This is a genomic window from Shewanella benthica KT99, from assembly GCF_000172075.1.
GTDB lineage: Bacteria > Pseudomonadota > Gammaproteobacteria > Enterobacterales > Shewanellaceae > Shewanella > Shewanella benthica_A.
Map to the genome: position 1 here is coordinate 1 of NZ_ABIC01000076.1, position 5,000 is coordinate 5,000.

11 protein-coding genes are annotated in these 5,000 nt (G+C 46.5%); all 11 read left to right on the forward strand.

The features are described from left to right. The first annotated feature begins 131 nt into the window (after positions 1–131). On the forward strand, positions 132–443 hold the full coding sequence (rpsJ, locus tag KT99_RS19100; protein ID WP_005503530.1) for a 30S ribosomal protein S10: 312 nt from the start codon (positions 132–134) through the stop codon (positions 441–443). A gap of 14 nt (positions 444–457) precedes the next feature. Further along, on the forward strand, positions 458–1,096 hold the full coding sequence (gene rplC, locus KT99_RS19105; protein WP_005503531.1) for a 50S ribosomal protein L3: 639 nt from the start codon (positions 458–460) through the stop codon (positions 1,094–1,096). 16 nt (positions 1,097–1,112) lie between these two features. Beyond that, positions 1,113–1,718: a 50S ribosomal protein L4 gene (rplD, locus tag KT99_RS19110; RefSeq protein WP_005503533.1), complete on the forward strand. Its 606-nt coding sequence runs from the start codon at positions 1,113–1,115 to the stop codon at positions 1,716–1,718. Further along, a complete protein-coding gene (rplW, locus tag KT99_RS19115) occupies positions 1,715–2,014 on the forward strand; it encodes a 50S ribosomal protein L23 (RefSeq protein ID WP_005503535.1) in 300 nt (99 codons plus the stop codon). The genes rplD and rplW overlap by 4 nt, the downstream gene beginning before the upstream one ends. Before the next feature lie 16 nt (positions 2,015–2,030). Then, positions 2,031–2,858, forward strand: coding sequence for a 50S ribosomal protein L2 (gene rplB, locus KT99_RS19120; RefSeq protein ID WP_005503537.1), 828 nt, complete (start codon positions 2,031–2,033; stop codon positions 2,856–2,858). A gap of 11 nt (positions 2,859–2,869) precedes the next feature. Further along, positions 2,870–3,148, forward strand: coding sequence for a 30S ribosomal protein S19 (gene rpsS, locus KT99_RS19125; protein ID WP_005503539.1), 279 nt, complete (start codon positions 2,870–2,872; stop codon positions 3,146–3,148). Between the two features lie 15 nt (positions 3,149–3,163). After that, on the forward strand, positions 3,164–3,496 hold the full coding sequence (rplV, locus tag KT99_RS19130) for a 50S ribosomal protein L22 (protein ID WP_005503547.1): 333 nt from the start codon (positions 3,164–3,166) through the stop codon (positions 3,494–3,496). A 9-nt stretch (positions 3,497–3,505) separates the two neighbouring features. Further along, a complete protein-coding gene (rpsC, locus tag KT99_RS19135) occupies positions 3,506–4,195 on the forward strand; it encodes a 30S ribosomal protein S3 (protein WP_005503548.1) in 690 nt (229 codons plus the stop codon). 11 nt (positions 4,196–4,206) lie between these two features. After that, positions 4,207–4,617, forward strand: coding sequence for a 50S ribosomal protein L16 (rplP, locus tag KT99_RS19140; RefSeq protein WP_005503549.1), 411 nt, complete (start codon positions 4,207–4,209; stop codon positions 4,615–4,617). Further along, positions 4,617–4,808 carry a 50S ribosomal protein L29 gene (gene rpmC / locus KT99_RS19145; RefSeq protein WP_005503550.1) on the forward strand — a complete coding sequence of 64 codons (192 nt, stop codon included), beginning with the start codon at positions 4,617–4,619 and terminating at the stop codon, positions 4,806–4,808. Before rplP ends, rpmC begins: the two co-directional genes overlap by 1 nt. Continuing rightward, the coding region (gene rpsQ, locus KT99_RS19150) for a 30S ribosomal protein S17 (protein ID WP_005503551.1) at positions 4,808–5,000 on the forward strand (193 nt) is incomplete at its 3' end. The genes rpmC and rpsQ, both read left to right, overlap by 1 nt.

Genomic DNA, 5,000 nt, shown 5'->3' on the forward strand with positions numbered 1-5,000 from the left:
TAGACTTTTAAGTTTAATCAAAAAACAGCGGCTCCGATTGGGAGTCGAACGGTTAAATCATCTCGCTCTGCGTACCATTGGGTATAGCAAGAGGGTGATTTTTTATGTGTCCATTTTAGGAGCTCTGGTCTATGCAGAACCAAAGAATCCGTATCCGCTTAAAAGGATTTGATCATCGTCTGATCGATCAATCTACTGCGGAAATCGTTGAAACTGCTAAGCGTACAGGCGCGCAGGTACGTGGTCCAATTCCACTACCAACGCGTAAAGAACGTTATACCATTTTGACTTCTCCACACGTTAACAAAGATGCGCGTGATCAGTACGAACTTCGTACTCACAAGCGTCTAGTTGACATCGTTGAGCCAACAGAAAAGACTGTAGATGCGCTTATGCGTCTCGATCTTGCTGCCGGCGTCGACGTTCAAATTAGCTTGGGTTAATAGGGGATTTCGAGATGGCTATCGGTCTTATCGGTCGTAAAGTGGGTATGACTCGCATCTTCTGTGAAGATGGAGTCTCTGTCCCGGTTACAGTAATTGAAATCACGTCTAATCGCGTTACTCAGGTGAAAACCTTAGAAACTGATGGCTACCGTGCTCTTCAAGTTACTACTGGTACCAAAAAAGCTAATCGCATCACTAAACCAGAAGCAGGTCACTTTGCTAAGGCAGGCGTAGAAGCCGGTCGTGGTTTATGGGAAGTGCGTTTGGCAGATGATGAAGGCGAAGGCATTGAAGTTGGTGCCGAGCTAAATGTTGATATCTTCGCTGACATAGCGAAAGTTGATGTTACTGGTCAATCTAAAGGTAAGGGCTTCCAAGGCGGTATTAAGCGTTGGAACTTCCATGCACAAGATATGACACACGGTAACTCCCTGTCACATAGATCCAACGGTTCTATCGGTCAAAACCAAACACCTGGTCGCGTTTTCAAAGGTAAGAAAATGTCTGGCCACATGGGTGCGGAGCGTGTTACTACGCAGAATCTAGACGTTATACGTGTAGATGCTGAACGTAACTTGCTATTGGTTAAGGGTGCTGTTCCGGGTGCTATTAATGGCAACCTGATCATCAAACCTGCCGTTAAAGCTTAGGTCTGAGGAGATAGTAATGGAATTGGTATTGAAAGACGCACAAAGTGCTCTGGAAGTGTCCGAAACTACCTTCGGCCGTGACTTTAATGAAGCACTGGTTCATCAGGTAGTTGTAGCATACGCTGCAAATGCGCGTCAGGGCACTCGTGCTCAGAAGACTCGCGCAGAAGTAATTGGTTCTGGCAAGAAGCCATGGCGCCAAAAAGGTACTGGCCGTGCACGTGCCGGTACTGTTAAAGGCCCAATCTGGCGTGGTGGTGGCGTAACATTCGCGGCTAAAACTCAAGATCACAGCCAAAAAGTTAACAAGAAGATGTACCGCGGAGCGCTGAAAAGCATTTTCTCTGAATTGGTACGTCAAGACCGTCTAATCGTGGTTGAGTCATTTACTGTTGAAGCTCCTAAAACTAAAGAGCTGAAAGCTAAATTGGCTGCAATGGACCTGGAAGATGTGCTGATTGTTACTCCAGAAATTGACGAGAACTTGTTCTTGGCAGCTCGCAACTTGTACAAAGTTGACGTGCGTGACGTTGCTGGTATCGATCCAGTAAGTCTAATCGCATTCAACAAAGTACTAGTAACTGCCGATGCTGTTAAGCAAATCGAGGAGATGCTGGGATGATAAGCGAAGAACGTTTGCTAAAAGTTATTCTTGCACCACATATCTCTGAAAAGAGTACTGTTTGTGCAGAAAAGAACAACACGGTAGTTTTCCGTGTAGCTGTTGACGCCACTAAAGCTGAAATTAAAGCTGCAGTCGCTAAGTTGTTCGAAGTTGAAGTTGATTCAGTTCGCACTTTAGTTAACAAAGGCAAAACCAAGCGTACCGGTGCCCGTATAGGTCGTCGTATAGATTGGAAAAAAGCCTATGTAACTTTAGCCGAAGGTGCTGAAATCGATTTCGTCGGCGCTGAGTAAGCAAAGGAAAATTATCATGGCAATTGTTAAGTGTAAGCCTACCTCTCCAGGTCGTCGCCACTTAGTAAAAGTGGTGAACAAGGACCTGCATAAGGGTAAACCTTTTGCAGCCTTGCTGACTAAGAAATCTAAAAGTGGTGGCCGTAACAATACGGGTCGTATCACTGTTCGTCACATAGGTGGTGGACACAAGCAGCATTACCGTATTATTGACTTCAAACGCAATAAAGACGGTATCCCTGCTAAAGTTGAGCGTTTGGAATATGATCCAAACCGCACAGCTAACATCGCACTTGTTTTGTATGCTGATGGTGAGCGTCGTTATATCCTTGCTGCTAAAGGCATGCAAGCTGGTGATATGATCCAGTCAGGTATCGATGCTGAAATCAAAGTGGGTAACACTTTGCCATTACGCAACATGCCAATAGGTAGTGTTGTACACGCAGTCGAGATGAAGCCTGGTAAAGGTGGTCAAATCGCTCGTTCAGCAGGTACTTATGTACAAGTTGTAGCTCGTGATGGCGCCTACGCTACTCTACGTCTTCGCTCTGGCGAAATGCGTAAAGTACCTGTAGATTGCCGCGCGACTCTGGGTGAAGTTGGTAATGCCGAACACATGCTACGCCAATTAGGTAAAGCAGGTGCTAACCGCTGGAGAGGCATACGCCCAACAGTGCGTGGTGTTGCAATGAACCCAGTAGATCATCCACATGGTGGTGGTGAAGGCCGTACTTCGGGTGGCCGTCATCCTGTATCTCCATGGGGTCAGCCTACTAAGGGTTATAAGACTCGTAGTAACAAACGCACCGACAAGTACATTGTACGTCGTCGCAATAAAAAGTAAGAGGATTCGCCATGCCACGTTCTCTCAAGAAAGGTCCATTCATTGACCTGCACTTGCTGAAGAAGGTAGAGAAAGCGATGGAAGCGGGAGACAAGAAGCCTATCAAGACTTGGTCTCGTCGTTCTATGATCATTCCTAACATGATAGGTTTGACCATCGCTGTCCATAATGGTCGTCAGCACGTACCTGTGTTCGTAACTGACGAAATGATCGGCCACAAGCTTGGTGAGTTTTCACCAACTCGCACTTTCCGCGGCCATGCTGCTGATAAGAAAGCGAAGAAGCGTTAATACGGGAGAAATAAGATGAAAGTTTTAGCTAAACATCGTTTTGCCCGTACGTCGCCTCAAAAGTGTCGTTTGGTTGCAGATCAAATCCGTGGACTGCCTGTTGCTAAGGCTCTCGAAATTTTAACTTTTAGCTCTAAAAAAGCTGCAGTACTTGTTAAGAAAGTACTGAACTCTGCAATCGCTAATGCTGAGCACAATGAAGGTGCTGACATTGACGAATTACGAGTTGGAGCGATTATGATCGATGAAGGTCCAACTATGAAGCGTATCATGCCACGTGCCAAAGGCCGTGCCGATCGTATAATCAAGCGTACCAGCCACATTACTGTGGTTGTATCAGATCGCTAGGAGTTAGCAATGGGACAGAAAGTACATCCTAATGGTATCCGTCTGGGTATCACTAAGCCTTGGATCTCGACCTGGTACGCTGACAAGTCAGATTATGCCAAAAACTTGAACAGTGACTGGGAAGTGCGTAAGTATCTTGAAAAGAAACTTAAGCAAGCATCAGTATCTAAGATAGTTATCGAGCGTCCAGCCAAGAGTATTCGCGTTACTATTCACACTGCCCGTCCAGGTGTTGTGATTGGTAAAAAAGGTGAAGACGTTGAGAAGCTACGCAACGCAGTTGCTAAGCTAACTGGTATTCCAGCTCAGATTAATATCGCTGAGATCCGTAAGCCTGAGCTAGATGCTAAGCTTGTTGCCGATGGCATCGCTTCGCAGCTAGAGCGTCGTGTTATGTTCCGTCGTGCTATGAAGCGCGCAGTACAAAATGCAATGCGTCTTGGTGCTAAAGGCATCAAGGTTCAAGTTAGTGGCCGTTTAGGCGGAGCTGAGATAGCGCGTTATGAATGGTATCGTGAAGGTCGCGTACCTCTACATACATTTCGTGCTGATATCGACTATTCAACAGCAGAAAGTCACACCCAATACGGTGTGATCGGCGTTAAAGTTTGGGTCTTCAAGGGTGAAGTTCTAGACGGCGTCGTACCTGCGCATGAAGAGCCGAAACAGCAGCCCAAGCGTAAGCCTCGCGGTAAATAGGAGAGCTGGCAATGCTGCAACCAAAACGAACTAAGTTTCGCAAAATGTTCAAAGGCCGCAACCGCGGTCTTGCGAACGGCACTGAAGTAAGCTTCGGTGATTTCGGTCTAAAGGCAGTTGGGCGTGGTCGTCTAACAGCTCGTCAAATCGAAGCTGCGCGTCGTGCAATGACACGTCACATTAAACGTCAAGGTCAGATCTGGATCCGCGTTTTCCCTGATAAGCCGATAACCTCTAAGCCTCTCGAAGTGCGTATGGGTAAAGGTAAGGGTAATGTTGAATACTGGGTTTGCCAGATTCAACCAGGCAAGGTTCTTTATGAGATGGATGGTGTTACAGAGGAGCTGGCTCGTGAAGCTTTCGCTCTTGCTGCCGCTAAGCTGCCTCTTAAAACGACCTTCGTAACTAAGTCGGTGATGTAATGAAAGCGAGCGAACTAACAGAAAAGAGCGTTGAAGAATTGAACGCTGAGCTGCTTGGTCTGCTGCGTGAGCAGTTTAATCTGCGCATGCAACACGCAACTGGTCAGTTGACTCAGACTCATCAGCTGAAAATCGTGCGTCGCAATGTTGCGCGCGTTAAGACCATTATTACTTCTAAGGCGGGTGCGTAATGTCTGATAAAATCCGTACTTTGCAGGGTCGTGTACTTAGCAACAAGATGGACAAGTCTATCACTGTAGCTATTGAGCGTAAGGTTAAGCATCCTTTATACGGGAAGTACCTTAAGCGCACTACTAAGATCCATGCACATGATGAAACAAACCAGTGTAATGAAGGCGATCTCGTGACTATCGCGAAGTCGC

Bases quoted from the DNA above. Each gene is read 5' to 3' on its own strand.
- rpsJ (WP_005503530.1), top strand. From the start codon at position 132: ATGCAGAACCAAAGAATCCGTATCCGCTTAAAAGGATTTGATCATCGT.
- rplC (WP_005503531.1), top strand. From the start codon at position 458: ATGGCTATCGGTCTTATCGGTCGTAAAGTGGGTATGACTCGCATCTTC.
- rplD (WP_005503533.1), top strand. From the start codon at position 1,113: ATGGAATTGGTATTGAAAGACGCACAAAGTGCTCTGGAAGTGTCCGAA.
- rplW (WP_005503535.1), top strand. From the start codon at position 1,715: ATGATAAGCGAAGAACGTTTGCTAAAAGTTATTCTTGCACCACATATC.
- rplB (WP_005503537.1), top strand. From the start codon at position 2,031: ATGGCAATTGTTAAGTGTAAGCCTACCTCTCCAGGTCGTCGCCACTTA.
- rpsS (WP_005503539.1), top strand. From the start codon at position 2,870: ATGCCACGTTCTCTCAAGAAAGGTCCATTCATTGACCTGCACTTGCTG.
- rplV (WP_005503547.1), top strand. From the start codon at position 3,164: ATGAAAGTTTTAGCTAAACATCGTTTTGCCCGTACGTCGCCTCAAAAG.
- rpsC (WP_005503548.1), top strand. From the start codon at position 3,506: ATGGGACAGAAAGTACATCCTAATGGTATCCGTCTGGGTATCACTAAG.
- rplP (WP_005503549.1), top strand. From the start codon at position 4,207: ATGCTGCAACCAAAACGAACTAAGTTTCGCAAAATGTTCAAAGGCCGC.
- rpmC (WP_005503550.1), top strand. From the start codon at position 4,617: ATGAAAGCGAGCGAACTAACAGAAAAGAGCGTTGAAGAATTGAACGCT.